Raw genomic sequence first — 23,826 nt, forward strand, 5'->3', positions numbered from 1 at the left:
TCAGTTTAGGAAGAATAGGTCTTTCTTTCTTTTGTCTCCACCCTCTTTACGAGTAAAGAAAAGTGACATCTCACACGTTCTAAAACGGCAACACCGTACAGCCGCGACAGCAGCTAGAAGCGCCAAAACACGTCCAGCCCATCAACCATCAAAATCGCCCAGCCGCGACAGCAGCTAGAGGCATCAAAACCCCGCCCTAAAGAGACACCCCCGCGTCAGCGGGCTAGTGTCCCGTTCCGCCGATTCGCTCACAAAATCTACTGAGCTTGGCAGGGAGCGAATCAGCGGAGGCAGCATGTTGGCATCTCCCGTTCGTCGATACCAACATCCTACAAAAATATAGATCCGTTAACAACGGAATGGGACACTAGGCGGGCCGGGCAGGGGTCTCGGAAGCGTTCTCCGTGCGCAAGGCCGCCTTGTGGATCTTGCCGGCCGGCGTCAGCGGCAGCGCGTCGCGCAGCACTACCTGGCGCGGCACCTTGTAATCGGCCAGGCGCGTCCCGCAGTACACGCGGATCTCCTGCTCGGTGACCTGGCACCCGGGCTTGGGCACGATATAGTAGCGGCCGATCTCGCCCAGCACGGGGTCGGGCACGCCGATGCCGGCCACCATCATCACCGCCGGGTGGCGCGCAATCACCCCTTCGATCTCGGCCGGATAGACGTTGAAGCCGCCCTGGATATACATATCCTTCTTGCGCCCCTTCAGGTGGATATAGCCGCGTTCGTCCACATAGCCCAGGTCGCCCGAGTGCAGCCAGCCCTGGGCATCGAAGCCATCCGCCTTCGCCGCGCCACCCACATAGCCCGGGCAAACCCCCGCGCCACGGAAGCACAGCTCGCCGATCTCGCCCGTGGCTGCGCTCTGGCCGGCAAACGAAACCACGCGCACCTCGGCGGTATCGAACACGCGGCCGATCGATTGCATCAGGTCCTGCCGCTGCGCGTCCCAGGGCGTCATGACGATCGCGCCGGAGGATTCCGAGAGGCCATACAGGTTCATCACCGTTGCCTGCGGCATGCGGGCCTGCAGTTGCTCCAGCAAGGCGGCGTCCACGGTGGCGCCGCCCACGATCACGAGCCGCACGGAGGAGAAATCCACCTTGGCCGAGTCCGGATGCATCAGCAGCAGCGTGGCCATGGTCGGCACGCCCGAGAAGATGGTGGGCGGGTGCAGGCGCATCCTGGCGAGCACCAGGTCCGCCTTGAAGGCCGGCACGAGCTCGCAGGTGCCGCCGCCCACCAGGAAGTTCAGCACCCCGCAGGTGATGCCGCCCACGTGGTTGAAGGGCAGGGCCAGCTGGATATGGTCGGCCTCGGTCGTGCGCACATGGCGCGCTTGCGCCAGGGCCGCCGCCAGCATGCTGCGATGGGACAGTCCTGCGCCCTTCGGCCGCCCGGTGGTGCCCGAGGTGTAGATCACCATGGCCAGGTCCTGCGGCACGACCTGCGCCTCGGCGGCGTCCAGCACGGCAGGGGCCGGCTCGGTTGCCAGCAGCGTGGAAAGCCGCAAGGATCCGGCGTCCGCGTGGGTCGCTGCATCGATCAGCACCACATGCTGCAAGCCCGGCATGCGCGGAGCCAGCCGGGCCAGCATGGCGGGAAAATCAAAGCCCTCGCACTCCGGCACCGTGAAGACCGCCTTGACCGCGCTGTCGTTGACCATATGCTCGATCTCGTTGTCGCGGTAGCGCACGCTCAGGCCCACCACCGCCACCCCGATGCGGGTCGCGGCAAAGAACAGCTGCAACCACTCGACCTGGTTCAGGCCGATCACGCCGATGCGCTCGCCACGCTTGATGCCCATGCCGAGCAGCCCGCAGGCAAGCCGCGCGGAGGTGGCCTCCACCTCGGCAAAGCCGTAGGCCTGCTGCTCGCAGAGGTAGGCAGTGCGCTGGCCCCATCGCTGGCTAGCCTGGCGAAGGGCGGCACCAATGGTGGCGGGCGGCGGGTTGGCAATCATGCGGACTCTCCTGGCGTTGGATGCCGCAAACTGGATGCGGCAAAGACCCGGGGCAGGTCAGAGCGGCAAGCGTAGCCAAGTAGCGCGGGGCAAGGCTTGCGGAAAGTGGCTGGGAAGCTGCGTATCTGCGTATTTGCGTATCTGCGTCTCTGCGTATAGCGGCAGCGCCGTCTCGGCGGGCATGGATTACGCATGACATGGGTAACCGCAGAATACCCATTTAATTTGTATTTGCAATTTACCCATATTATTTGTAAAGTGAGATTACGCATCTCATGGGTAATCCCGGCTCACCAAGATGAAATCGCTATGAAACAGTTGCTCACCACCGCCAGCCAGCTAGGGCAAGTGCTTCAATCCGCACGGCGTGCCGCCAAGCTGTCCCAGACGGACCTCGCCGCGCGGCTGGACGTCAGCCAAAGCCGTATCTCCCACATGGAGCTCAACCCGGGCAGCATCAGCGCCGGCCAGTTGCTGGCGCTGATCAGCGTCCTCGGCCTGGAACTCGTCGTGCAGGATAAACGCGCGGCCGGCGCCGAAGCCTCGCCGGTGGAGTGGTAGCCATGGGCCGCAGATCGCATGCGCGCGCGTTGTCGGTATGGGCCAATGGCGAGCGGGTAGGGACATGGCGCATCCCCACGCGGGGCGACATGGAACTGCAGTACGACCCTGCCTGGCTGGCCTCGCCCGCCGGACGCCCGCTTTCCCTCTCGCTTCCCTTCGGCGTCGATACCTCCCCCCTAAAAGGGGATCGGGTGCGTAATTATTTCGACAACCTGCTGCCCGACAGCGACGCCATCCGCAAGCGCCTCGCCACGCGTTTCAAGGCGGCAACCACGGAAGCCTTCGACCTGCTGGAAGCCATCGGCCGCGATTGCGTCGGCGCCGTGCAATTGCTTGGCGAGCACGAGCAACCGGCGGGCTATGACCGCATCGACGGCACGCCGCAATCCGATGCCGATATTGAAAGACTGCTGCGGCAGACGGTCAGCCCCGCCGGCATGGGCGCGCAGGACGACGATGACGACTTCCGCATCTCCCTGGCCGGCGCGCAGGAAAAGACGGCGCTGCTGTGGCAGGAGAACCAGTGGATGAAGCCCCACGGCGCCACGCCCACCACCCACATCCTCAAGCTGCCGCTCGGGCTGGTGGGCAACAAGCGCGCCGACCTCAGCACCTCGGTCGAGAATGAATGGCTCTGCCTGGCCATCCTCGCCGCCTACGGCCTGCCGGTGGCGCATAGCGAGATCAAGACGTTCGCCAGCCAGAAGGTGCTGAGCGTGCAGCGCTTCGACCGGCAGATGCATTCTTCCGGCGGCTGGATCCTGCGCCTGCCGCAGGAGGACTTCTGCCAGGCGCTCGGCGTTGCCCCGCACCTGAAGTACGAAGCGGACGGCGGCCCGAGCATGCGCGACATCGCGCAGATCCTGCGGCAATCCACCCATGCCGACGAAGACCTGGAGACCTTCCTCACCACGCAGATCCTGTTCTGGATGCTGGCGGCGCCCGATGGGCATGCCAAGAATTTCAGCATCCGCCTGCTGCCGGGCGGGCGTTACCGGATGACGCCGCTTTATGACGTGATGTCGATCTGGCCGGTGGTCGGCAACGGCGCAAACCAGTGGTCATGGCACAAGGCCAAGCTGGCCATGGCCGTGACCGGCAAGAACCGGCACTACCTGTTCAAGGACGTGCAACGCCGGCATTTCAATGCGATGGCGCTCAAGTGTTTCCATGGGCCCGATGCGGAGGGCATCATCCAGCGGCTCATCGCGCAAACGCCGGCGGTCATTGCCACGGTCAGCGCCGCCTTGCCGGAAGGCTTCCCGCAAAAGGTGGCGGACAGCATCCTGCAAGGGCTGGATGCGTCCGCCAGGCAGCTGGATCGCATGCCGCCTGGATGAAGGCTGGGTTGGCCGGGACCAACCACTTAGCGCAAGACGAAGTGCACGGCGCGGCCTATGGTCGAGGGATGCCGGCTTGCATGCCGCACGCCATCCCCGACCCGAAAGCCCCACTGACAGGACCCACGATGAGCCTCCTGACCCTGCCGCCCCTTGCCCACTATTTCACCGCCGAGCACGAACAGTTCCGCAGCACGCTGCGCGACTTTGTCGCCCGCGAGATCACCCCCTACGTGAACGACTGGGACGAAGCGGGGACCTTTCCCCGTGCACTCTACCGCCGCGCAGCGGAAGTCGGCCTGCTCGGGCTGGGTTACCCGGAACACTTCGGCGGCACGCCCGGCGACATCTTCTATCACCTGATCCAGGCCGAAGAGTTCGCCCGCTGCGGCTCGGGCGGCGTCAACGCATCGCTGCATTCCCACTCCATCGGCGTGCCGCCCATTGTCGCGGCCGGCAGCCAGGCGCTGCAGGAGCGCGTGCTGCCCGCTGTCATCGCCGGCGACAAGATCGCCGCCCTGGCCATTACCGAGCCGGGCGGCGGCTCCGACGTGGCCAGCCTCAAGACCACCGCCGTGCGCGACGGCGACCACTACATCGTCAACGGCGAGAAGACCTTCATCACCTCCGGCATGCGCGCCGACTTCATCACCACCGCGGTGCGCACCGATCCCGCCAACAAGGGCGCGGGGGGCATCTCGCTGCTGCTGATCGAAGGCAACCCGCCCGGCTTGACCCGCACCGAACTCAGGAAAATGGGCTGGCTCGCCTCCGACACCGCCCACCTGCATTTCGACAACTGCCGCATCCCGGCCGCCAACCTGATCGGCGAGGAGAACCGCGGCTTCCAGATCATCATGCGCAACTTCAACGCCGAGCGGCTGGGGATGAGCGCCAGCGCCTATGGCTACGCCGAAGCCTGTCTGCAGGAGGCACTGGACTGGGCGCGCCAGCGCAGCACCTTTGGCCACCCGCTGGTAGAGCGCCAGGTGATCCGCCACAAGCTGGTCGACATGGCCCTGCGCATCGAAGCCGCCCGCAACCTGGTCTATGACCTGGCTTACCGTGTGCAGCACCAGGCCGGCGACCCCGCGCAACTGGTGGCGCGCACCTGCATGGCCAAAATCCAGGCCACCCAGGCCATGCAGTTCTGCGCCGATCAGGCCGTGCAGATCCTGGGCGGCATGGGCTTCATGCGCGGCACGCTGAGCGAGCGTGTGTACCGCGAGGTCAAGGTCATGATGATCGGCGGCGGGTCGGAGGAGATCATGAAAGACCTGGCCGCGCGGCAGTTGGGGTTTTGAGGGGAGGAGGGGTTTGGCCGGAAGATCGGTTAACGTATTCGAATGTCCGAACCGCTCCAGCGGCCCGTGCGAGGCGCGACGGCGTAGCTGGCGTCGCGGCAGGGCATTTGGCTCGGGATGGGCGTCTGCCTTGATGTCAGGCGGATCCGCCCCGCCGCGCCGCTTTATAATCCGACCAGAGAATCCACCGCCGGCGCTGCCGGCGGGCGCGCGCGTCCTGGAACCGGCCGAATGCCTTCGTATCCCCTCATCCTCTGTCTCACCTTTGCGGTCGTGGGCAGCCTCACGGTTGCCGTTGCAGCCTGGACAAGGCGGGACGATCCAACCGTCAAGGCTTTCCTGGTTCTCGCCTGCGGAAGCGCCTTGTGGAGCGGCGGCCGCCTGCTGGAGTTGAGCTCCGTCGACCTGGAAACGCGGGTGCTGTGGGCCAAGCTGCAGTATTTCGGCATTGTCGCGGTGCCGATCGGCTGGCTCTGCGCCATGATCCAGCTGAGCCGCCCCAAGTTCGTCATCCCCTGGTCCTTGTTGTCGATGCCCATCGTGATCAACCTGGTGACGCTTGGCCTCGTCTTCACCAACGAGCGGCACCACCTGATATGGACATCGATCACGCTGGTGCCAGGCGGCGCGCCGCCTGGCGCCGTCTTTACCCACGGCCCGGCGTACGCCGCGGCGGCGGCCTATTCCTACCTGCTGTTGCTGATCAGCCTGTACTTCCTGCTGACGGCCCGCGTGCCGAGCAGCAGCCTGACGCGCAGCGGCCGGGCGGTGCTGGCAGGCGGGCTGGCGTTGCCGCTGATGGCCAACATTGCGTACCTGCGGGGATGGACGGGGCCGCTGGGCGGCGACCTCACGCCGGCCACCTTGTCGGTGATGACAGTACTGGTGTGGGTATGCGCGCTGCGTGGGCACCTGGATGATGTGGGCCACTACGCCAGGCTCAGGGTCTTCGATGCCTTGCAAGAGGGCTGCGTGATCGTGAATGCCAACGACATCATCGTCGACTTCAATCGCGCCGCGCGGCGCCTGCTGGTGGATGTGGAGCGGGGCAGCCCGTTTCCGCCGGCCTGGCGGGACGCGATTGCTGCGAGCCGCTCCGGCGCGCCCGGCAGCGGCGGCTCGCACCTGATTTCGGAGGAGCGCGTCGACTACGAGCTCACCGTGGATTCGGTGCGCAACCTGAACCGGCAGCCGGTCGGGATCATTGTTTTCCTCCGTGACGTCACGCGCTTCCGCTCCCGCGAACAAGCGTTGACGGTAGAAAACTCCAGCCTGGCGGTGCGGCTGGGCGAGACCGAGGAAAAGCTCTCGCGCATCGAGGCGGACTTGTACCGCGATGCGCTCACTGGCGCCCTCAACCGGCGCTTCTTCCAGCGCGAGGCCGCCGCCGCGGTAGCCGACGCGTTTGAGCGGGGCATTCCCGTCGGCCTGCTGATCATCGACGTCGACTACTTCAAGCAGTACAACGATCTCCACGGGCATGTGCACGGCGACGAATGCCTGCGCCGCGTGGCCGCCGCCATCGGCGAAGCCATGCGCAACGGCCCGGGCGACTTCTGCGCCCGCGTTGGCGGCGAGGAGTTCGCCATCGTGCTGCCCGCGATCACGCCAGCCGAGACGCGGGAAATCGGCTTGCGCCTGCTCAATGCCGTGCGCTCGCTGGCGCTGCCGCACGGCGGTTGGCCAGAGCACCCGTGCGTCACCATCAGCGTCGGTGCGGCTTGTGAAATCCCGGCGTCGCCGTCGCTGGAGCAATTGCTCGAAAAGGCCGACGCGGCCATGTACGAAGCCAAGCGCAACGGCCGTGATCGTTTCATGATGAGCGACCCGGTAGCGTCGCCCGCGTATCTCGGCTGACTGTCGTTCATTGGCCTCGCGAACACGCGCGGTCGCCTGCAAGCAGAGCCACCGAGGCCCGCCCTCAATTCCACTGTGTGGAAATGCGGGGCTGTATTTGACCGTTTTTGCGCTTAATCTGGGTTCATCGATAAGCGACGGGCAGGGCTTAAAACAGGCGCCTGTCCCGTCAATAAACCCAGACGGAGACGCAAGTGCTTAACGCATTCCCCCTCTTCAACAAGGCGCTGGCCGCATTGGCCGTTTCCCTTGCCGCCATGGGCACGCTGGTGCCATCCGCCAACGCCGCAGCCTTCCCGGAAAAGCCCATTCGCCTGGTCGTGCCCTTCGCCCCGGGCGGTGGCACCGACCTGATCGCCAGGACCATGGGCGTGACGATGTCGCAGGATCTCGGCCAGCCCGTGATCATCGACAACAAGCCGGGCGGCGGCACCATCATCGGTTCCGACACCGTGGCCAAGAGCGCGCCGGATGGCTACACCATGGTGATGGCCACGTTTGCGCACGCGGTCAACCCAAGCCTCCACGCCAAGCTGCCGTACGCCACCGACAAGGCATTTGCGCCGGTGATGCTGGTAGGCCAGTCGCCCAACGTGCTGGTGGTTCGCCCGGACAGCCCATACAAGACGGTGCAGGACCTGATCGCTGCCGCCAAGGCCAGGCCGGGGAAGATCTCGTTTGCATCGCAAGGCCCCGGTACCTCCGCGCACCTCGCCGGTGAGCTGTTCAAGTCACTGGCCAAGGTCGACCTCAACCACATTCCTTACCGAGGTGCCGGCCCAGCCATCACCGACCTGCTGGGCGGCCAGGTGGATGTGATGTTCGCCACGGCCTCGGCAGTCGGCTCGCTGCTGGAGAACGGCAAGCTGCGCGCGATCGCGGTGACCACGGCCAAGCGCTCGGCAAGCCCGGGCCTGGCCAAGGTGCCCACCATCGCGGAAAGCGGCGTGCCCGGCTACGTGGCCGAAAGCTGGTACGGGCTCTTCGTGCCGGCCGGCACGCCCGCCCCGGTGATTGCCCGCCTGAACGCCGCCGCCAGGAAAGCGGTGCAGACCGATGCGTTCCGCAAGCGCGCCGAAACGGAGGGCCTGGAAGTCGGCGCGGGGACGCCCGAGGACTTCGGCCGCTATGTGCGCGCCGAGGAGGTTCGCTGGAGCCGGGTGGTCAAGGAAGCCAGGATCACCGCCGAGTAGCCGAGTAGCCGAGTAGCCGAGTAGCCGAGCGACCCTTGATTCCGCATCGGCACACAAAACACAAAACACGAGATAGAGAGACCCACCATGAGCACCACTTCATTGATCACGCTCGACATCGACGCCGGGATCGCCACCCTGACGCTGAACCGCCCTGAGAAGCGCAATGCCATCACCGACGACATGCGCACCGAGCTGATCGCCGCCCTGGAGCATGTCACCGAGGACAAGGCCATCCGGGCGCTGGTGCTCACCGGCAACGGCAAGGGCTTCTGCGCGGGCGGCGACGTGGCCGGCATGCAGCGGCGCATGGATGCGCCGGCGGGCGAGGTTGCCTTCAACGGCTGGTCACGCCAGCAACGAGTGCACCATACCGTGGCGCTGCTGCACAACATGCCCAAGCCGACCATTGCCGCGGTCAATGGCGCCGCCGCCGGGCTGGGCGCGGATATGGCCATGAGCTGCGATTTTGTGATGGCATCGGACAGCGCCAGTTTTGCCTGGTCGTATATCCACCGTGGCCTGATACCGGACGGCGGCGGCATGTATTTCCTGCCACGCCGCACCGGGCTGTCCAAGGCCAAGGAGCTGATCTTCAGCGGGCGCAAGGTCGAAGCCACCGAGGCACTCCAACTAGGCATCGCCGATCGCGTGAGCGAACCGGATACGCTGTTGGCCAATGCCCGCGCCTGGGCGGCAGAGTTGAGCCAGGGCTCCGCAACCGCCCTGGCGCTGGGCAAATCCATCCTGAACCAGAGCTTCGAGCTGCCGGCCGAGCAGGTCTTCGCGCAGGGCAGCCAGGCGCAGGGCATCTGCTACACCAGCAGCGAGCACCGGGCATCCGTGCTGGCATTCCTCGCCAGGACGGATGGAAAGGAAAAGGCCTGACACCATGGACGCAGATAACGCACTCTCCGCCATCGCCCGCCTGGTCAAGCCGCGCAGCGTCGCCATCATCGGCGCTTCCGCCGATGCGGCCAAGACCGCCGGGCGCCCGGTTGCCTACCTGAAAAAGCACGGTTTCGCCGGCGCCATCTACCCCGTCAATCCAAAGGTGGGCGAGATCGATGGCATCCGCTGCTTTGCGGATATCGACTCGTTGCCGGAGGTGCCGGATGTAGGCATCGTCCTGCTCGGTGCGCAGCGCGCCCACCTGGCCGTGCGAGAGCTGGCCGCGCTCGGCACCGGCGCCGCCATCGTGCTGGCCAGCGGCTTCTCGGAGACCGGCGCCGAAGGCGCGCGCCGCCAGTCCGAGCTGATCGAGGCAGCCGGCTCCATGCGCCTGCTGGGCCCCAACACCATCGGCCTGGTCAACCTCACCGACAATATCCCGCTCTCAGCCAGCGGGGCGCTGGAAATGGATCATTTCCCCGCCGGCAATATCGGCGTGGTCTCGCAGAGCGGCGGCATTCTTGGCGCGTTGCTGTCCCGCGCCGCCGCGCGCGGCATCGGGCTCTCCAAGCTGGTTTCCACCAGCAACGAAGTGGACCTCGACCTGGCCGATTTCATCGACTACCTGGCGGAAGATGATGCCACCCGCGTGATCGCGCTGTATGTGGAAAGCGTGCGCCATCCCGACCGATTCCGCGCCGCCGCGCGGAAAGCGGCCAGGGCAGGCAAGCCGGTGGTGGCGTTCAAGATTGGCCGCTCCGAGGCCGGGGCACGCGCCGCGGTATCGCACACGGGCGCGCTGGTCGGCGCGGACCGGATGTATGACGCCCTGTTCAGGCAGGTCGGCGTGATCCGCGCGGAAACCTTCGCGGACCTGCTCGACATGCCCGCAGCACTCGCCACCGGCAGGGTGCTGCGCGGCAACCGGGTTGCCATCCTGACCTCGACCGGCGGCGCCGGCACGCTGGTTTCGGACAGCCTCGGGTTGTCGGGTTTCGAGACACCCCCGCCGGACGAAGCCACCGCGCAACGGCTGCGGGCGCTGCAGAAGGGCGATCATGCGGCGCTGGACCGCAACCCCATCGACGTCACCCTGGCGGGCCTGCAGCCGGACCTGCTGCGCGGCGCGATCCAGGCGCTGCTGGATAGCCCGGGCTATGACGCCGTTGCCGTGATCGTCGGGTCGTCCGGCCTGGCCATGCCGGACCTGATGGCAGGCGCGATCCAGGATTGCCTGCCCACCAGCGACAAGCCGGTGGTGGCCTTCGTCAGCCCGCACGCGCCGCAGGTTGCCAGCCTGCTGACCGCGCGCGGCGTGCCCGCATTCACCGCGCCCGAGAGCTGTACTGCCGCGCTAAGCGCAATGCAGCGTGCCGAGCAATGGCGCGAGGCGCCTGAAGTCCCGGCCCAGCCGGCTGCCAGCATCGCCGCGACGCTGCCGCGCGGCTCGCTGGATGAGGCCGCGGCAAAGCAGCTCTTCGCGCGCTTTGGCATCCCGTCGGTGCGCGAGCGCATCGTGTTCAATGAGCAAGAAGCCAGCGATGCCGCCATGGACCTTGGCGAGCGCGTGGTGCTGAAAATCCTCAGCGCCGAGATCACGCACAAGAGCGATGTGGGCGGCGTCGCCGTCAATTTGCTGCCGCAAGACGTATCGGCCCGCCTCGCGGCGATGTCTGTCGACGTGCAAGCGCATACAGGCGTGGTACCGCAGCGCTTCCTCGTCCAGGAGATGGTCACCGGCGGCGTGGAGATGATTCTTGGCATGCACCGCGACACCCTTGGCACAGCGATCCTGCTGGGCATGGGCGGCGTGACGGCGGAGCTGTTCAAGGACACCACCATGCGCATGCTGGCGCCGGCCGGCGGGCTGTCGCATGCGCAAGCACTTGGCATGATCCAGGAACTGAAAACCTGGCCGCTGCTGGATGGCTTTCGCGGGCGGCCCAAAGCCGACGTTGCGGCGCTGGCCGATGCCATCGTGGCGTTTTCCAGCATGACGGCCGCGCTGGGCGAGCGGTTGGTGGAGGCGGAGATCAACCCGGTCTTCGTGCTGCCGGCGTCGCAAGGCGTGCGGGCGGCGGATGGCGTGGTTGTGCTGGCGGGCTGACTGCATGGGAGCGGGGCAGGGGATGCGCGCCGGCAGAACTATGCCAAACTCCTCTCCGATGCTTTAATTCCGGCTATCGGAAATAAGCCCACCCAGGAGCATGACCTTGGATCCCGAACAAGCGTTGTCGCGGGCGCGTGGCAGGGCAAGCAGCACGTCGGCCAACCGCTCGCTGGAGCGCGGCATGGAGATACTCCGGGCGTTTCGTCCGGGCTCGGAAGTGCTGGGCAACGGTGAGCTGGCCGAGCGCACCGGCCTGCCGCGCTCGACCGTCAGCCGGCTCACGCAAAGCTTGGTGGAGGCTGGCTTCCTCCAGTACGACGCCACGCTGCGCGCGTACCGGCTCGGCGCGCCGGTCCTGAGCCTGGCGCACGCCATGCGCACCGGGTCTGCCGTGCTGCAGGCGGCAGCCCCGCTGATGCGCCATCTGGCGCAAAGCCAGCACATCAACGTCGGGCTAGCCATGGCCGACCGCGACGAGATGGTCTACCTGGAATCCATCCGCTATAGCCGCAAGGTTTCGCTGCGCAGCGTAGTGACCGGGCAGCGCGTGCCCATGGAACTCACCTCCCTGGGACGCGCCTACCTGGCCGCTGCCCCCGAGCAGGAAACCAAGGCCTTGCTGGAAGGATTCGGCAAGCGCCTGCGCGCTAACTGGCCCGCGCTTGCGCAAGACATCGAGCAAGCCATCGGGCAGGTGCGCAAGCAAGGGTGGTGCATGGCGAGCTGGCAGCCGGAAGTGGTTGCGCTCTCCACGCCGCTGGTGTTCAAGAGCTACGCCATCCATGTGCTGAACGTCAGCACCGCCACGCAGGCAACACCGGCCAGCGCCGCGCGCATCCTCAAGCCCCATCTGATGAAACTGGCCGCGCAGATCCGCAGCGCAGTGGGCGAAGCGGCCGTCTGACGGGCGGCTCACGCCTTCGGCTTCAGCCTATGCTCGTCGAAGCTCAGGCGCAGGCGCCCGGCGTCGATGCGCAAGCGCAGGCCATGATATTTCGCGAGGTAATGGATGCCGACCATCGCAGCGGCAAAGCCCGCGGCGGCGCCAATACCAAGCGCCCAGCGTGGCCCGAACGTATCGGCAACCCAGCCGACGATCGGCGCGCCAAGCGGCGTGCCACCCAAGGCCAGGGCGAGGAGAATGGCCACCACCCGGCCGCGCATGGCAGGTTCGGTCGATAGCTGCACCAGGCTGTTTGTCGATGTCGTCACGGTCTGTGCCGCCACGCCGACCATGATCAGCGCGATGCCAAACAACCCGTAGCTCGGCATGATCGCAGCCAGCGCGCAGCCCACCCCGAAAACCGTTGCGCCAGCGAGCAGAAGCGAGAAACGCGGCTTCGCCCGTCTTGCCGCCAGCAGGGCGCCGGTGACGGACCCGATCGCCATGATCGAGGTCAGGAAACCGAACTGATCCGCACCGGCATGAAAGACGGTAACAGACATCGTCGAGATGAAAATCGGGAAGTTCAGCCCAAACGTGCCGATCAGGAACAGCATGAGCAGGGCGGCTTTCAGGTCGGGGCGCCGCCAGACATAGCGAAAGCCCTCGGCAAAGCTGCCTCGGGTCCGGACCGCCCGGGTCTTCCGATGCAGCTCGCCGAGGCGCAGCCGGCTCAACGCCCCAAGCACGGCGACAAAGGACGCCGCATTGATCAGGAATACCCATCCGGTGCCCACCACGCTGATCAGCACCCCGGCCACCGCAGGGCCGATCATCCGCGCCGCGTTGAACGACGTGGAATTCAGCGCGACGGCGTTCGACAGATCCGCGTCCCCGACCAGCTCGGCGACAAAAGTCTGGCGCGCTGGCGAATCGAACGCCGTGACGCAGCCGAGCAGGAACGCAAACAGATACACGTGCCACAACTGGACGTGCCCCGAGAGGGTCAAGAGCCCTAGCCCGAGCGCCAGCGTGCCCATGGCCGCCTGCGTGGCAAGCAGGAGCTTGCGCCGGTCGAAATGATCCGCCGCAAAGCCGGTCAAGGGCAACAAGAGCATCTGCGGCCCGAACTGCAGCGCCATGACCACGCCCACGGACGTCGCGTTCTTGTGCGTCAGATGCGTGAGCACCAGCCAGTCCTGCGCGGTGCGCTGCATCCAGGTTCCCACATTGGATACGATGGCCCCGCCGGCCCAGAGCCGGTAGTTGAAGCTGTTGAGCGATCGGAAGGTACCTTTCACCGGCCGCCGCCCGTTTCGAGCAGATCGATGATTTCGCGGGTCGTCCCTGTCTCACCCAGCCTCGGGAAGATCCGCGCGATGCTATTCGCATGCGCATCCAGGCTCATGTCGGTCATGGCATCGACGGCGAGGGTCACGTTGAACCCAAGCTCATGCGCCTGGCGCGCGGTCGACTCCACCCCGATGCTGGTCGCAACACCGGCAATCACCACCTGCGTGACACCCAGCTTCCTCAGATGCGCCTCCAGGCCGGTCTTGGTGAATGCTCCCCAGGTCCGCTTTGTCACCGTGTGGTCAGCCGGTTGCTGGTTCAACTCGGGGACCAGATCGGCCCATCCGGCGGGAAGATCGCCAAGCCTGCGTCCCTGTTCGGTACGCCCGGGGGCACCGCCGGCAACGTTGACCAGCACAACTGGCAGGCCGTGGCCGCGGAACGCGGCAGAGAGCGCCGCAGAGTGCTTAACGACTTCGTCGACCGGGTGCGCGACGGGAAGCGAGACGATTCCCTGTTGCAGATCGATGACAACGAGAGCGGTTTTCGGATCAAGACCGGTGACTGGCATGATGTCTTTGCTCGGTGGATAGGGACTGCGACAAGCCCGGAGTGTGGCGCTGGGAGGGATTTTGAAAGGGCCCCGTCACGAGTCGACCAGCCGCTTAAGCAGCGCGATCCCGGCCGCCAGTTCCTCTTGCTCCGTCGCCGCGAGTTTTGTCCGGATGGCACGGAACAGCCAGTCTTCCCGCGCTGCCCGGGTAGCCAGGATCATCTGCCTGGCGTCAGCCGTGAGCGACAAGATGGTCTGCCGCCCGTCGGCCGGATCCGGCGCGCCGCTCACGAGCCGGGCCGCTTCCAGGACGGCAACCGTGGCGCCCATGGACTGCGACCGCACCCCCTCGGCCCGCGCCAGGGTCGTCACCGTGGCCGGACCGTCGCGCTCCAGGCGGCCAAGAACCGACATCTGGGACCAGGTGAGATCGCCCGGATGCACCTCTTCACGCAGGCGGCGCTTCAGTTGGCCGAGCACGATACGAAGCTCTGTTGCCAGCCCGGATGCGCGGGCTGTCTCCGGATCATCTTGTTTGCGATTGGAATTCATCTCGCCAATGTAGTCGATACGAAGGAAAACTACAAAGCCTTCCTTCCTATCCTGCTCAGGCGGAGTGCAGTTGGCGGTGGGCGCTCATAGAGATCCCCAACAGCAGGCATCAACAAAGCGCACTGACCGCACGGCTGGCGAGCGTCACGAGGCGGGTCTAAATTCGTCTGCCCCTGCCATGACGGTTTTCCATTGCTGACCGGGCTCGGTCTCGTCTGGAACTGCCAGCACCATTTGCCAGAGCGTCAGGATCCGCACCTGCTGGTTGTCGAGGATGCCATGCCCGACCCAGGCCGTGATGGACTCTCCCCAATTCACCGTGAAGCAGATCAGGTCGCCGGCCACGGTTCCCGATAGCAACATCTCCGGCGTTGGTGCACCGATCTCGCTCACCGAGCTGGTGTAAGTGCCGGTGACCGTAGCATCGGCATTGACCTCGATCTGCATGCTGGATCCCAGCTCGTTGACCCAACGGCCATTGAAATCAACGCGCGTGCTGGGCGTCACGGTCTTGGTCGCGAAAAAAGTCTGTTCGGCATTTTTCATGGAGGCACCTCTCGAATCCAGGGTCCATCCCGTCAGTCAGTTTCGCTGCGATGCCTGGCCGATCGACCCTCTGACGCGAAGCAGTGCAGCGTTGGTGTCACATCAAATCCCGCCAGGACCGCCGCAACGCGTTGCCGCCCAGTGTGGCCAGCGTGGATGATGACGCCTAACGGTACACCAGCACGGGAATCTTGCTGTGGGTCAGTACCTTCTGCGTTTCGCTGCCGATCAGCACTCCCTGCACGCCGCGCCTTCCATGGGATGCCATCACGATCAGGTCACAGCCCCTGTCTTCGGCAGTCTTGATGATGGCTTCATACGGGTGATCATCGACCAGAAAGGCCGTGTCGCATGTCACACCGGCGGCGGCTGCCTCTAGCGCGATCCCTTCCAGATACTTCGTCGCCGAATCCGAAATCTCCTCGGCGAACAACTCCCTGGTGTCCGTCAGCATTTCGGTGTGATAAGCGAGAACGTGGTACTTCGGACCGACTCGCAGCGCCGTGACCCGGGCTTTCATTTCCTGCGCCAACGCGAGTGCCTTGTGGAAGGCGGCGTCCGACAAGGGGGAACCGTCGACCGCCAGCAGAAGATGCGTAAACATGCTGCTCTCCTTGTCTGCTCAGTGCGAGGACCCTGGAGCCGGTTACCGTTTCGCGCCAGTCGGCGTGAGATGGCAAGGCGACAATCGGAAGCGCAAGGCCCACCGCTTGCTTCCAGACGCCCATCGCCTGAATTGAGTATAGGTGCCGAAGGCCTCACGTCAATTGACGAAGAGTCAAATCCTCCCTCACGCAATGAGACGGCTGGCGTGGAGGTTCCACATGCTTGCAGGGCGCCTTATTCTGCGCCACAGTTGTCCTACCGGATCAAGCTGGAGCCTATGATGAGAAACCGGCTCGCCACAGAAAACTCGCCTTACCTACGGCAACACGCGGAAAATCCAGTCGACTGGTATCCCTGGAGCGAAGCGGCCTTTTGCCGCGCGCGCGACGACGACAAACCGGTTCTGCTTTCGGTCGGCTACGCCGCGTGCCATTGGTGCCACGTCATGGCGCACGAATCGTTCGAGAATCCCCGCATTGCCGGCCTGATGAACGAGCATTTCATCAGCATCAAGGTGGATCGGCAGGAGCGTCCCGACATCGACGACATTTACCAGAAAGTGCCCCTGATGATGGGGCAGGGTGGCGGCTGGCCGCTCACGGTGTTCCTGACGCCGCAAGGAGAACCGTTCTTCGGTGGCACCTACTTCCCGCCGGATGACCGCTACGGCCGCCCCGGGTTCGTGCGCGTGCTGCTGAGCCTGAGCGAAGCCTGGACGCATCGCCGCGCAGAGCTGCGCGACATGATCGAACAGTTTCGGCTCGGGTTCCGGCAGCTCGACCTGGCGGACCTGGGCCGGGAAGCCGCCGAAGTCGAGGACCTGCCCGCGCAGACAGCCCGCGCCCTGGCACGAGACACCGACCCGATCCATGGCGGCTTGGGCGGCGCTCCCAAATTTCCCAACGCGAGCGGCTACGACCTCGTGCTGCGCATCTGTCAACGAACCGGTGAACCCGCGCTGCTTGAAGCGCTGCAACGCACGCTCGACTGCATGGCGGCCGGCGGCATCCATGACCAGCTTGGCGGTGGCTTTGCCCGCTATAGCGTCGACGAACGTTGGGCCGTGCCCCACTTCGAAAAGATGCTCTACGACAACGGCCAGCTCGTCACGCTCTATGCGGACGCCTATCGCCTGACCGGCAAGCCGGCCTGGCGCCGTGTCTTCGAGGAAGCCATCGCGTACATTCTGCGGGATATGACGCACCCCGACGGTAGCTTTTATGCTGGCGAAGATGCCGACAGCGAAGGCGAGGAAGGCCGGTTTTATGTCTGGACACCGGCCGAGGTGAGGGCTGTCCTGGGTGAATCCGAGGGTGCCCTGGCATGCCGGGCCTACGGCGTGACCGACGGCGGGAACTTCGCGCACGGTACATCGGTGCTCAACCGCGCGCTCACGCTGGACGCATTGAACGAGGCGCGCCTCGAAGACTGGCGCGGGCGGCTGTTTGCAGCGCGCGCCCGACGCGCTCGCCCGGGCCGTGACGACAACATTATCACCGGCTGGAACGGCCTCATGATCCAGGGACTCTGTGCGGCTTACCAGGCAACGGGCATCCCCGCGCACCTCGCCGCGGCGAGGCGTGCCGCCAGCGCTATCCAGGACCAACTCACCATGCCTGACGGCGGCGTGTACCGGGCCTGGAAGGACGGGGCAGCCAAGGTGCCCGGGTTCCTCGAAGACTATGCCTTCCTGGCCAACGCTCTGATCGACCTCTACGAGTCCTGCTTCGACAAGCGCTACCTGGATCGCGCAATCGAACTCGTGGCGCTCATCCTCGACAAATTCCGCGACGACGGCCTGTATTTCACGCCCCGCGATGGCGAGCCATTGGTGCATAGGCCCCGCGCGCCGTACGACAGCGCCTGGCCGTCGGGTATCTCAACCAGCGTGTTCGCCTTCCTGCGCTTGCATGCGCTCACCGGCCGCGATCTCTACCGCGACGTCGCCGAGCACGAGTTCCAGAGATACCGGGCCGCCACCACCGCCGCCCCGGCCGGCTTCGCGCACCTCCTGGCCGCCCGGGATTTCGCGCAGCGAGGCCCATTCGAGATCATTCTTGCTGGCGATAAGGCTGCTGCCGCCCGGCTCGTGGAAAGCGTTCACCGCGCATACCTCCCGGCACGTGTGCTGGCATTTGCCGAGGACGTCCCGATCGGACACGGGCGGCATCCGGTCAGGGGCCGGCCGGCAGCCTACGTGTGCCGGCATCGCACCTGCGCGACACCGGTGACCAGTGGCAAGGCGCTCCTTGAACGCTGCGCGGCCTGGGGCGGGACACCCGTGGCTTCAACACGGCTTGCAGGCGCCAGCCTCCGGAAATAGGATCACTGCAGGGCAAGCAAAGAGGCCATTGTGAAGCCAAGGACGCTTTTCGTGCGCATCTTGATTCCAGCGATCGCGTGGGCGGCGGTGTCTGCAGGCGTGCGCGCCGCCGACGATTTTGCGCCGCTGCGGACCAGGATGGTCAAGGAAGTCGCAGCACTGACGGTTGATACCAGCATCGAAACTGGCAGGCATGCCTTTGATGCCCGTGTGATGGCGGCGATGGAGAAGGTGCCGCGCCACAAGTTTGTTCCGCCCGAGCAGGAGCACAACGCATACGAGAACCGGCCGCTGCCCATTGGCTATGGCCAGACCATCTCGCAGCCTTACATCGTTGCACTGATGACCGACCTGATGATGGTCAAGCCCACGGATGTCGTGCTCGAAGTCGGCACCGGATCCGGTTACCAGGCAGCGATCCTCGCAGAGTTGGCGCGAGCGGTATATACGATTGAAATCATTGAACCGTTGGGGGCCCAGGCGCAGGAGCGCTTGAAACGTCTCGCATACACCCGGGTGGAAACCAAGGTGGGCGATGGCTACTACGGGTGGGAGGCCCACGCCCCCTATGACGCCATCATCGTCACCGCGGCGGCAAGCCATGTTCCTCCCCCACTCATCCGGCAACTGAGACCCGGCGGCAGGATGGTGATCCCGGTGGGCGCGCAGTTCCTGACCCAGTACTTGCTACTGATCGAAAAAGCGGGGGACGGAACGATTTCCACCAAACAGATCTTGCCCGTCAGGTTCGTGCCGTTGACCGAAGGACGCTGATGCAAGGATGACGGGTGAACCGTGAAGGGGGAAGCGGGCATCCAGCGCATCTGCCTTGGCATTCGTCAAACGCGTCACACCATCATGCCAGCTCCGCCGCTCTTCGCCCTTTCCCTGCTCTCCGCCGCCGCGCTCGGCTACGAAATCCTGCTGATGCGCCTTCTCTCCATCATTCAATGGCACCACTTCGCCTACATGATGATCAGTGTCGCCCTGCTGGGCTACGGCGCGGCCGGTGCAATCGTGGTCCTGGCGCAGCGCGCGATGGCACCCAGGTTCGCGGCGGTGTTCGTTACCGGCGCCATGCTGTTTGGCGTTGCCGCGATCGCCTGTTTCGCGCTGGCCCAGCGCGTCGCATTCAATCCCTTGGAGATTCTGTGGAATCCGCGGCAGACGTTGCGCTTGTTCTTGATTTATCTGCTCCTGTTCGTCCCTTTCTTTTGCGCCGCGACTTGTGTCTGTCTCACCTTCACCCGGTTCCATCATCAGGTCCACCGCATTTACAGTTTTGACGTCGTGGGCGCCGGGGTAGGCAGCGTCGCCATCATCCTTGCGCTCTTTGTCCTGACTCCAGTGGATGCGCTCCGGCTTGTCGGTGGCGCGGGTCTGGCGGCAGCCGCACTGGCAAGCATCGAGTGCAGTTGGCATCGACACTGGATGCCGGTGCTGCTGCTGGGAGCGGCGGCCAGTGTGCCGGCCGGCCTGCCAAACGATTGGATCGCGCTGCGGCCCTCCGAGTACAAGGAATTGAGTCAGACGCTGCGCATCAAGGACGCACGGGTGGTCGCTGAAAGCTCGAGCCCGTTGGGTCTCGTCACCGTGGTGGAAAGCCCTTCGATTCCTTTCCGGCACGCCCCCGGGCTGAGCCTCAACGCGACGTTGGAACCACCGCCACAGCTGGGCGTGTTTACCGATGGCGAGGGGCTCTCCGCGCTCAACCGCTATGACGGACAGCGCGAGCCGCTCGGCTATCTGGATTACCTTACCTCCGCGCTTCCCTACCACCTGCTGGAACGCCCTCGCGTCCTGGTGCTTGGCAGCGGCGCCGGGGCCGATGTGTTGCAGGCGATTTACCACCAGGCGAGCGCCATCGACGCGGTAGAGTTGAATCCACAGGTGATCGGCCTGGTGCAGGGCCGGTTTGCCGATTTTTCCGGCAAGCCCTACAGCGCGCCCAACGTCCGCGTCTTTGTCGGCGAGGCGCGCGGCTTCATCGCTGGCCGCGGCGAGCGCTACGACCTGATCCAGGTCGCGCTGCTGGATTCGTTCGGCGCCTCGTCGGCCGGCCTTTACGCGCTTTCCGAGAGCTATCTGTACACGGTGGAAGCGTTCCAGGACTACCTCCGCCATCTCAAGCCGGGTGGCCTGCTGGCGATCACGCGCTGGGTCACGCTGCCGCCGCGCGATATCCCCAAATTGTTTGCGACCGCAATGATGGCGATGGAACGCACCGGCGTGCCGCAGCCGTCCCGCCGGCTCGCGCTGATCCGCGGCTGGAAGACCGCGACGCTGGTGGTCAAGAACGGGGAGATCAGCGCTGCGGACATCGCCGCGTTGCGCGAATTCTGCCGTGCCCGTTCGTTCGACCTCGAGTACTACGCCGGGATGCAGGCTGCGGAGGCAAACCGCTACAACGTGCTCGAGAAGCCGTATTTCTTCGACACCGCGCAAGCCTTGCAGGCCACCGATCGCGACAGGTTCTGGGCGCGCTACAAGTTTGATATTCGGCCCGCCACCGACGATAAGCCATACTTCTTTCACTTCTTCAAATGGCGCTCGCTGCCCGAGCTCCTTGCCTTGAAGGAGCAGGGCGGCTTGCCATTGCTGGAGTGGGGCTACCCGGTGCTGATCGCGACCCTGCTTCAGGGCGCGCTCGCGACCCTGTTATTGATCATCCTTCCGCTCTGGATGATAAGACGCCGCCGTGGCTTGGCTCCCGACGCGTTGCCGTCAACGGCATCCCATGTTGGAGGTGGCACTGAAGCAGGGGCCCTGTCAGGCCGGCGAGTCGCCCTCTACTTCCTCGCGGTTGGCGCCGCCTTCATGTTCGTCGAGATCGCGTTTATTCAGAAGTTCATCCTGTTCTTGAGCCACCCGCTCTATGCGGTGGCAGTGGTGTTATGCGCGTTCCTGTCGTTTGCCGGACTGGGAAGCCGATATGCACAGCGCCTGCAAGCGGGCGGCCCGCCTTCACGCAGCCCAGCGCCCGGGGCGCGCTGGAGGAAAGGCCGCTGGTACCCGGTAGGGTGGATTGTTTTCGCGATCTGTCTTATCTCTCTGCTCTACCTGGCCATCCTCTCACCCCTGTTCCGGCTGCTGATATCCCTCCCGGACCCGGCCAAGATCGCAATCTCCGCACTGCTGGTCGCGCCGCTCGCCTTCGTGATGGGAATGCCGTTTCCGCTGGGACTCGGGCGCGTTGCCTCCCGCATGGAATCGCTCGTACCTTGGGCGTGGGGCATCAACGCCTGTGCTTCGGTGGTGGCTGCGGTGCTGGCCACCCTGTTGGCAATCCATCTTGGCTTTACCGCCGTGGTGCTTATCGCGCTTTTGCTATATCTCGCGGCGGCATTCAATTGTCCATAGACTCCGGGCATCCCTGTCGGAATGCGATTCGCCGCGCGGATGGCCGTGCCCAACCGCTTCGGCTTGTTCGGTGGTGGCAAGTTGACGTGAGGACTTCCGCACCTATACTCCATTCAGACAACGGGCGTGGAGGCGATCGATGGGACCTTGGCGCTTCCGATTGTCCCTGTCACTTCGCGGCAGTTGCAGATGAAGCGCGAAACGCCTGGTGGCTCGCACCTGCAGCAATCGCGCGCGGCCCTGACGCTGGCTGCGCTGGGTATCGTCTACGGTGACATCGGCACCAGCCCCCTTTATGCCGTCAAGGAAACCTTCAATCCCGCCCATGGGATCCCGCTCGCACCCGAAAACATACTTGGCGGCATCTCGGCGATCCTTTGGTCGTTGATGGTGGTCGTTTCGCTCAAGTACGTGATACTCATCATGCGAGCGAACAATCGGGGAGAGGGCGGCATCATGGCGCTGCTCGCGCTGGCTTCATCGTCCGTGAAAAGGTTGGGGCGCCCGCTTACGCCGATCCTGCTGGTGGGCCTGTTCGGCGCGGCGCTATTCTATGGTGATGCGGTGCTGACGCCAGCAATCTCGGTACTCTCGGCGATCGAGGGGCTCGAGGTGGGCACTACCGCTCTCAAGCCTTACGTCCTGCCCGTATCCGTAGGGGTGTTGATCGCACTGTTCCTGTTCCAGCGCCACGGCACCGCGACCATAGGCGCGCTGTTCGGGCCGGTCATGGTGCTGTGGTTCCTCGCGCTGGCCGCGGCGGGTATTTACGGCATCGTCCGGCATCCTGCCATCCTGGGCGCGCTCAACCCCCTGCACGCGTTCGGTTTCGTGACGAAGCATGGATTCGCCTCGTTTGCCGTGCTGGGTGCCGTGCTGCTCGCGTTCACGGGCGCCGAAGCGCTTTATGCCGACATGGGACATTTCGGCAGTGGTCCGATTCGGCTGGCATGGTTCGGGCTCGTGTTCCCGGCGCTGGCGCTCAACTACCTGGGGCAGGGTGCATTGCTTGTAGTCAATGCCAAGGCCATCGAAAACCCCTTCTACCTGCTGTATCCAGCCTGGGCGCTATATCTGATGGTTGCCCTCGCGGCCGCGGCGACGGTGATTGCCTCGCAGGCCACGATATCGGGCGCCTACTCGCTTACCAAGCAGGGTATCCAGCTGGGTTTCCTGCCGCGCATGAACGTGGTCCAGACCTCGGCAAAGGCGATCGGCCAGATCTACCTGCCGGGCGTCAACGGGGTGCTGCTCCTGACGGTCCTGGCTGCCGTGCTTGGTTTCGGCTCCTCCTCGAGACTCGCTTCCGCATATGGCGTCGCGGTGACCGGGACCATGCTGACGACAACCCTCCTCACATTTTTTGTGATCCGCCACGGCTGGGGCTACAACCTGCTGCTAAGTGTGTTCGCAACCGGATTCTTCCTCGCGGTGGACGCGGCGTTTCTTTCCTCGAGCCTGTTGAAGGTCGCCGAGGGCGGATGGTTCCCGCTAATGGTTGGCGCCGGGATGTTTATCGTGATGCAGACATGGCTTCGCGGCAGGCAAGTCCTGCTTGAGCAGCTTCGGCGTTCCGATGTCCAGCTCAAACTGTTCCTCGATTCGCTATTTCGCGAGCCGCCACCGCGAGTGCGCGGCACGGCGGTATTCCTAACCGCGACGCCCGAGGTGGTGCCGCACGCGTTGATGCATAACCTCGACCACAACAGGGTGCTGCACGCGCGCGTCCTGTTCCTCTCCGTGACGATGAAGGAGGTGCCATGGGTGCCGATCAGCGAGCGCATCACCGTCGAGTCGCTCGGACACGACTGCTATCGGGTAGCGCTGCGCTTTGGCTTCATGAACCGGCCTGACGTCCCCCAAGCCCTCACCGGGTTGCCCTGGATATCGAGCCTCGGGTTCGACATGATGGAGACCTCGTTCTTTCTGAGCCGTGAGACCATCATTGCGGTGGCCGACATCCCCAGTGGGATGGCATTTTGGCGCAAACGCCTGTTTGCAACGATGAGCAGGAACGCCGGCAGCCCGGCCGAGTACTTCACCATTCCGCCGAATCGCGTGATTGAGATTGGTACACAGATCCGAATCTAGGAACGCTGTCCGAAGGCACTGCGTCAATCCCGGCCAGCCTCGCGCAGCCCGGGCCTGCTGGCTCGCTCCGGCTTGCGACCCTCAGAATCACTGCGTGGAAAGCAGGTCAGACCGGGGAGTCATCCAACAGCTGATGGCTCTATGGCCCCCTCGCAAGTGGACGCCAGTGCATTGGCAAGCGACTTCACTCGAGCTGAATCTCGCCGTCGAACTGGACCTTGACCTGCAAGGCGGCCAGTTCCAGCGTGACCACGACCGGGAAGCGTTCGGTTCCGGTGATGGTGCCGGCGGCGATCGCCCTGGACACCGCCTGCTCGATTTCCCGCTGCGAGCTCACGCCGACGACTTTGAGGAACTTGCGGATGCTGAGGTTGAAGGCTTCTTCGTTCATCGC

Annotated in this window: 19 protein-coding genes; 12 read left to right on the forward strand and 7 right to left on the reverse strand. The window is 64.9% G+C overall.

The annotated features are described in order from the left end of the window. Positions 1 to 367 precede the first annotated feature (367 nt). Positions 368 to 1,966 (reverse strand): AMP-binding protein, encoded by a 1,599-nt coding sequence (locus ACYP5B_RS04920; protein WP_459568783.1) that lies wholly within the window; start codon positions 1,964 to 1,966, stop codon positions 368 to 370. A 309-nt stretch (positions 1,967 to 2,275) separates the two neighbouring features. Between ACYP5B_RS04920 and ACYP5B_RS04925 the strand changes: the two genes are divergently transcribed. The 8 genes from ACYP5B_RS04925 to ACYP5B_RS04960 all read left to right on the forward strand — a co-directional run bounded on the left by ACYP5B_RS04925 (position 2,276) and on the right by ACYP5B_RS04960 (position 12,129). After that, positions 2,276 to 2,527, forward strand: coding sequence for a helix-turn-helix domain-containing protein (locus tag ACYP5B_RS04925; protein ID WP_318235992.1), 252 nt, complete (start codon positions 2,276 to 2,278; stop codon positions 2,525 to 2,527). 2 nt (positions 2,528 to 2,529) lie between these two features. Then, positions 2,530 to 3,870 (forward strand): type II toxin-antitoxin system HipA family toxin, encoded by a 1,341-nt coding sequence (locus tag ACYP5B_RS04930; RefSeq protein WP_459568784.1) that lies wholly within the window; start codon positions 2,530 to 2,532, stop codon positions 3,868 to 3,870. 128 nt (positions 3,871 to 3,998) lie between these two features. Further along, positions 3,999 to 5,174 carry an acyl-CoA dehydrogenase family protein gene (locus tag ACYP5B_RS04935; protein WP_400091989.1) on the forward strand — a complete coding sequence of 392 codons (1,176 nt, stop codon included), beginning with the start codon at positions 3,999 to 4,001 and terminating at the stop codon, positions 5,172 to 5,174. A 231-nt stretch (positions 5,175 to 5,405) separates the two neighbouring features. Beyond that, positions 5,406 to 7,031, forward strand: coding sequence for a histidine kinase N-terminal 7TM domain-containing protein (locus ACYP5B_RS04940; RefSeq protein ID WP_400091992.1), 1,626 nt, complete (start codon positions 5,406 to 5,408; stop codon positions 7,029 to 7,031). A gap of 257 nt (positions 7,032 to 7,288) precedes the next feature. Next, positions 7,289 to 8,224: a tripartite tricarboxylate transporter substrate binding protein gene (locus ACYP5B_RS04945; protein ID WP_459568793.1), complete on the forward strand. Its 936-nt coding sequence runs from the start codon at positions 7,289 to 7,291 to the stop codon at positions 8,222 to 8,224. Between the two features lie 87 nt (positions 8,225 to 8,311). Beyond that, positions 8,312 to 9,112, forward strand: a complete 801-nt coding sequence (locus tag ACYP5B_RS04950) for an enoyl-CoA hydratase/isomerase family protein (RefSeq protein WP_459568785.1) — start codon at positions 8,312 to 8,314, stop codon at positions 9,110 to 9,112. Positions 9,113 to 9,116: 4 nt separating this feature from the next. Then, positions 9,117 to 11,222 carry an acetate--CoA ligase family protein gene (locus tag ACYP5B_RS04955; RefSeq protein ID WP_459568786.1) on the forward strand — a complete coding sequence of 702 codons (2,106 nt, stop codon included), beginning with the start codon at positions 9,117 to 9,119 and terminating at the stop codon, positions 11,220 to 11,222. Positions 11,223 to 11,328: 106 nt separating this feature from the next. Further along, positions 11,329 to 12,129, forward strand: coding sequence for an IclR family transcriptional regulator (locus ACYP5B_RS04960; RefSeq protein WP_459568787.1), 801 nt, complete (start codon positions 11,329 to 11,331; stop codon positions 12,127 to 12,129). An 8-nt stretch (positions 12,130 to 12,137) separates the two neighbouring features. On the opposite strand, the gene ACYP5B_RS04965 is transcribed toward ACYP5B_RS04960, so the two are convergent. From ACYP5B_RS04965 to ACYP5B_RS04985, 5 genes are all read right to left on the reverse strand, one after another. Then, on the reverse strand, positions 12,138 to 13,409 hold the full coding sequence (locus ACYP5B_RS04965; RefSeq protein WP_400091998.1) for an MFS transporter: 1,272 nt from the start codon (positions 13,407 to 13,409) through the stop codon (positions 12,138 to 12,140). Beyond that, positions 13,406 to 13,972: an isochorismatase family protein gene (locus tag ACYP5B_RS04970; RefSeq protein ID WP_400091999.1), complete on the reverse strand. Its 567-nt coding sequence runs from the start codon at positions 13,970 to 13,972 to the stop codon at positions 13,406 to 13,408. The genes ACYP5B_RS04965 and ACYP5B_RS04970 overlap by 4 nt, the downstream gene beginning before the upstream one ends. A gap of 75 nt (positions 13,973 to 14,047) precedes the next feature. Beyond that, the gene (locus ACYP5B_RS04975; RefSeq protein ID WP_400092001.1) at positions 14,048 to 14,506 is read right to left on the reverse strand and encodes a MarR family winged helix-turn-helix transcriptional regulator; all 459 of its coding nucleotides are present in this window, start codon (positions 14,504 to 14,506) and stop codon (positions 14,048 to 14,050) included. Positions 14,507 to 14,650: 144 nt separating this feature from the next. After that, positions 14,651 to 15,052: an avidin/streptavidin family protein gene (locus ACYP5B_RS04980; RefSeq protein ID WP_318236001.1), complete on the reverse strand. Its 402-nt coding sequence runs from the start codon at positions 15,050 to 15,052 to the stop codon at positions 14,651 to 14,653. A 166-nt stretch (positions 15,053 to 15,218) separates the two neighbouring features. Next, positions 15,219 to 15,656: a universal stress protein gene (locus ACYP5B_RS04985; protein WP_400092002.1), complete on the reverse strand. Its 438-nt coding sequence runs from the start codon at positions 15,654 to 15,656 to the stop codon at positions 15,219 to 15,221. A gap of 282 nt (positions 15,657 to 15,938) precedes the next feature. Here ACYP5B_RS04985 and ACYP5B_RS04990 point away from each other — a divergent pair, with 282 nt between their 5' ends. The 4 genes from ACYP5B_RS04990 to ACYP5B_RS05005 all read left to right on the forward strand — a co-directional run bounded on the left by ACYP5B_RS04990 (position 15,939) and on the right by ACYP5B_RS05005 (position 23,432). Beyond that, positions 15,939 to 17,981, forward strand: a complete 2,043-nt coding sequence (locus ACYP5B_RS04990; protein ID WP_459568794.1) for a thioredoxin domain-containing protein — start codon at positions 15,939 to 15,941, stop codon at positions 17,979 to 17,981. 138 nt (positions 17,982 to 18,119) lie between these two features. Further along, on the forward strand, positions 18,120 to 18,755 hold the full coding sequence (locus ACYP5B_RS04995; protein ID WP_400092191.1) for a protein-L-isoaspartate(D-aspartate) O-methyltransferase: 636 nt from the start codon (positions 18,120 to 18,122) through the stop codon (positions 18,753 to 18,755). 84 nt (positions 18,756 to 18,839) lie between these two features. After that, positions 18,840 to 21,341 (forward strand): spermine/spermidine synthase domain-containing protein, encoded by a 2,502-nt coding sequence (locus tag ACYP5B_RS05000; RefSeq protein WP_459568795.1) that lies wholly within the window; start codon positions 18,840 to 18,842, stop codon positions 21,339 to 21,341. Between the two features lie 189 nt (positions 21,342 to 21,530). Further along, positions 21,531 to 23,432 carry a potassium transporter Kup gene (locus tag ACYP5B_RS05005; protein ID WP_400092004.1) on the forward strand — a complete coding sequence of 634 codons (1,902 nt, stop codon included), beginning with the start codon at positions 21,531 to 21,533 and terminating at the stop codon, positions 23,430 to 23,432. A gap of 184 nt (positions 23,433 to 23,616) precedes the next feature. Here the strand turns inward: ACYP5B_RS05005 and ACYP5B_RS05010 are convergent, their stop codons facing one another. After that, positions 23,617 to 23,823: a DUF6494 family protein gene (locus ACYP5B_RS05010; protein WP_318236005.1), complete on the reverse strand. Its 207-nt coding sequence runs from the start codon at positions 23,821 to 23,823 to the stop codon at positions 23,617 to 23,619. Between the last annotated feature and the right edge of the window lie 3 nt (positions 23,824 to 23,826).

Source organism: Cupriavidus sp. 8B (assembly GCF_054589115.1).

Coding starts and splice junctions, on each gene's coding strand:
- ACYP5B_RS04920 (WP_459568783.1), bottom strand. CDS start 1,966: ATGATTGCCAACCCGCCGCCCGCCACCATTGGTGCCGCCCTTCGCCAG.
- ACYP5B_RS04925 (WP_318235992.1), top strand. CDS start 2,276: ATGAAACAGTTGCTCACCACCGCCAGCCAGCTAGGGCAAGTGCTTCAA.
- ACYP5B_RS04930 (WP_459568784.1), top strand. CDS start 2,530: ATGGGCCGCAGATCGCATGCGCGCGCGTTGTCGGTATGGGCCAATGGC.
- ACYP5B_RS04935 (WP_400091989.1), top strand. CDS start 3,999: ATGAGCCTCCTGACCCTGCCGCCCCTTGCCCACTATTTCACCGCCGAG.
- ACYP5B_RS04940 (WP_400091992.1), top strand. CDS start 5,406: ATGCCTTCGTATCCCCTCATCCTCTGTCTCACCTTTGCGGTCGTGGGC.
- ACYP5B_RS04945 (WP_459568793.1), top strand. CDS start 7,289: ATGGGCACGCTGGTGCCATCCGCCAACGCCGCAGCCTTCCCGGAAAAG.
- ACYP5B_RS04950 (WP_459568785.1), top strand. CDS start 8,312: ATGAGCACCACTTCATTGATCACGCTCGACATCGACGCCGGGATCGCC.
- ACYP5B_RS04955 (WP_459568786.1), top strand. CDS start 9,117: ATGGACGCAGATAACGCACTCTCCGCCATCGCCCGCCTGGTCAAGCCG.
- ACYP5B_RS04970 (WP_400091999.1), bottom strand. CDS start 13,972: ATGCCAGTCACCGGTCTTGATCCGAAAACCGCTCTCGTTGTCATCGAT.
- ACYP5B_RS04975 (WP_400092001.1), bottom strand. CDS start 14,506: ATGAATTCCAATCGCAAACAAGATGATCCGGAGACAGCCCGCGCATCC.
- ACYP5B_RS04980 (WP_318236001.1), bottom strand. CDS start 15,052: ATGAAAAATGCCGAACAGACTTTTTTCGCGACCAAGACCGTGACGCCC.
- ACYP5B_RS04985 (WP_400092002.1), bottom strand. CDS start 15,656: ATGTTTACGCATCTTCTGCTGGCGGTCGACGGTTCCCCCTTGTCGGAC.
- ACYP5B_RS04990 (WP_459568794.1), top strand. CDS start 15,939: ATGAGAAACCGGCTCGCCACAGAAAACTCGCCTTACCTACGGCAACAC.
- ACYP5B_RS04995 (WP_400092191.1), top strand. CDS start 18,120: ATGGTCAAGGAAGTCGCAGCACTGACGGTTGATACCAGCATCGAAACT.
- ACYP5B_RS05000 (WP_459568795.1), top strand. CDS start 18,840: ATGCCAGCTCCGCCGCTCTTCGCCCTTTCCCTGCTCTCCGCCGCCGCG.
- ACYP5B_RS05005 (WP_400092004.1), top strand. CDS start 21,531: ATGAAGCGCGAAACGCCTGGTGGCTCGCACCTGCAGCAATCGCGCGCG.
- ACYP5B_RS05010 (WP_318236005.1), bottom strand. CDS start 23,823: ATGAACGAAGAAGCCTTCAACCTCAGCATCCGCAAGTTCCTCAAAGTC.